Source organism: Fusobacterium sp. (assembly GCF_029258315.1).
Taxonomy (GTDB): Bacteria; Fusobacteriota; Fusobacteriia; order Fusobacteriales; family Fusobacteriaceae; genus Fusobacterium_B.
Genome location: NZ_JARHZE010000046.1, coordinates 1 through 2,820, shown reverse-complemented (window position 1 = coordinate 2,820; position 2,820 = coordinate 1). Strand labels below are relative to the sequence as shown.

At 27.5% G+C, this 2,820-nt stretch carries 4 protein-coding genes; all 4 read right to left on the bottom strand.

The annotated features are described in order from the left end of the window. The coding region (locus Q1J48_RS03390; RefSeq protein WP_300361243.1) for a flavodoxin family protein at nucleotides 1-407 on the bottom strand (407 nt) is incomplete at its 3' end. Nucleotides 408-432: 25 nt separating this feature from the next. Next, a complete protein-coding gene (era, locus tag Q1J48_RS03385) occupies nucleotides 433-1,326 on the bottom strand; it encodes a GTPase Era (protein ID WP_300329671.1) in 894 nt (297 codons plus the stop codon). Next, nucleotides 1,326-2,126: a tyrosine-type recombinase/integrase gene (locus tag Q1J48_RS03380; RefSeq protein ID WP_300329668.1), complete on the bottom strand. Its 801-nt coding sequence runs from the start codon at nucleotides 2,124-2,126 to the stop codon at nucleotides 1,326-1,328. Before Q1J48_RS03380 ends, era begins: the two co-directional genes overlap by 1 nt. 14 nt (nucleotides 2,127-2,140) lie before the next feature. Next, nucleotides 2,141-2,820: AAA family ATPase (locus Q1J48_RS03375; protein WP_300361240.1), on the bottom strand; the 680-nt coding region annotated here is incomplete at its 5' end.

Here is a 2,820-nt window from a genome sequence, read left to right as displayed (position 1 = left end):
AAATATTTATTAAGTACATCAAATGTAGCAGTTGTTCCCCCTCTTCTTGCAGAAGCTATACAAGCAGCTGGTTTATGTAAGAATATTTTTTTTCCAGCAACAAAGGCTCTATCAAGTAAAGAGATAATTCTACCACTTGGATGAGCAAAATAAACAGGACTACCAAAGATATACCCATCAGCTTCACGAGCTTTTTTTAGAAATTCGTTAGCAATATCATCATTAAAGACACAAGCACAATCTTGAGATTTACAACCACCACAACCGATACAATCTCTAAGAGGTCCTCCTCCTATATTAAATATTTCCCATTCAATTCCCTCTTTCTCTAAAACTTTTCCTATTTCAGAAAGAGCAGTAAAGGTACAACCTTGGTGAGAACTACCATTTACCATTAAAACTTTCATTATATAACCCCCTAAACTTTAAAAATTAATCTTCGTCAAAATATCCTAATTCTTTAAGGAATGGTTTTTTCTTTCTCCAATCCTCTTTAACCTTAACCCATAACTCTAAGAATATCTCTCTGCCTAAAAGGATTTCAATCTCACGTCTAGCTTCAATTCCAATCTCTTTAAGAAGTTTTCCACCTTTTCCAATAACTATTCCTTTTTGTGAATCTCTTTCAACATAGATATTTATATTAAATTTATCTTTTCCAGAATCTCTTTTTTCTACATTGATGATCTCGATAGCGATAGAGTGAGGAATTTCATCTCTAGTTTTTTGTAATATTTTTTCTCTTATGATTTCAATTATAATTCTATATACAGGCATATCAGTGTACATATCTTCAGGATAATATTGTATTCCCTCTTCTAAGAAAGGATCAATAGTATTTAAAAGTTTACCAAGTCCAATACCGTACTCTCCAGCTATCTCAACTAAACCATCAAACTCTCCAAGTTTTTCTTTTATCTCTTGACGTTTTTCAACAAGTTGTTCATCATTAAGTTTATCAATTTTATTGATAACCAATATTCTAGGTGTTCTTCTAGCCTCAAGAACTTTTTCCATTACAAATTGATCTCCAGTACTAATTTCTTGAGTACCATCTAAAAGCATAAGAATAAGATCTACATCTTTTAATACTTTTATAGCAGAGGTAGTCATATATTCTCCTAAAAGATGTTTAGGTTTATGTATACCAGGAGTATCAATAAATATATATTGATTTCCTCCCATATTAAGAATTCCTTTTATATTTTCTCTAGTTGTACCGGCTTTATTTGATACAATAGCTACCTTTTCATTTACCAATTTATTTATAAGGGTAGATTTTCCAACATTTGGTCTTCCAACAACAGCAATAAATCCAGCTTTCATTAGTTTATATCATCTCCTATTCCAATTTTCATATATTGTTCTTTTATTTTTTTAAAAAGTTCAATATCATTATTTTCAGTTTCATTTTCTATTTTTTTTATATCGTGAATAAATTTATTTTTTATCATACTAGGTAAAATATTCTCATCAAGATTAGCTCTTTTTACATATTTTACAAAATTTACTTTAAAAGTTTGATTATTAACCCCATCAAAAAGAAACTCTTGATCAAGACTATACTTTTCAACATAATCCTTAATCTCAAGAGATAACTCCTCTGGTATCATAACCATAACAAAAATATTTCTTTGTTTTAAAGGAAAATATTTAAAATCATTCTCCTTTAATTTTAAAAGATTGATATTTAAAATATCTATGATCTTAGCTCCAGTGAGAGCTAAAAGTTTGATAATAATTTTATCTCTATTTTCTATTTTATTATCTTCACAAACATCTATTATAGCTTTTAATTGACTTTCTTTTATACTTTTTTGTATTTTTATATCTTTTCTACTTGTGGATATTTTATCAATAGGGGATACAGATATAATATCTTTTTTTACCAAAAATTTATAAAAACTTTTTAAAGAGGTAATCTTTCTTATAACAGAATTTTCAGAATATTTTTCTTTAACATATTGAAGATATTTATTAAGTTCCTCTTGAGTTATTTTTTCAAGATTTGGATTTTCTAAAAAATCATTGAAAAAATTTAAATCACTTTTATAAAATTCAATAGTCTTTTCAGAAATAATACCCTCATTTTTTATTTCTTCTAAAAAATATTTTATTAAATCCATATTCTTCCTTTTTATTATTCAGATAATAATTCTTTGGCGTGTTCTATAACAGCCTCACTTATATTTTCTCCCGCTAACATACGAGCTATTTCATGAACTCTCTCTTCTGATGATAGTTTTTTTACAGATGTAAAGGTAGTACCATCTTGAGAAGTCTTTTTAATATAATATTGTTCATTAGCTTTAGAAGCTATGGCAGGTGAGTGGGTAATACATATAACTTGAGCATTTTTTCCAATCTCTCTTAATTTATCAGCAATTTTTCTTACAGTTTCTCCCCCAACTCCAGTATCAATTTCATCAAAAATTAATATAGGGATATTATCAACGTGGGAGAAAATAGCTTTTAATGCTAACATAATTCTACTAACCTCTCCACCAGAAGCTATTTTTTGTAGTGGTTTTGGTGTTTGTCCAATGTTAGTAGTAATAAAAAATTCAACTGAATCAGAACCATTCTTTGACATAGTTTCTTTTTCTTCAAGTTTGATATCAAGCTTAGCATCTTTCATATTAAGAAAATCAAGCTCTTTTCCAAGATTATCCTCTATTCTTTTTATAAATCTTTTTCTTATTTCTCTAAGTTCATTAGCATATTTCCAATAATTAATCTTATGTTTTTCCTTTTCATTTAAAAGGTTATTAACTTCAAAATTATTCTCATCAAGAGTTTTTAATTTTAAAGAGATATTAT

What these genes read in the sequence shown, in the direction of transcription:
- era (WP_300329671.1), bottom strand. Translation starts at nt 1,326, where the DNA reads ATGAAAGCTGGATTTATTGCTGTTGTTGGAAGACCAAATGTTGGAAAA.
- Q1J48_RS03380 (WP_300329668.1), bottom strand. Translation starts at nt 2,126, where the DNA reads ATGGATTTAATAAAATATTTTTTAGAAGAAATAAAAAATGAGGGTATT.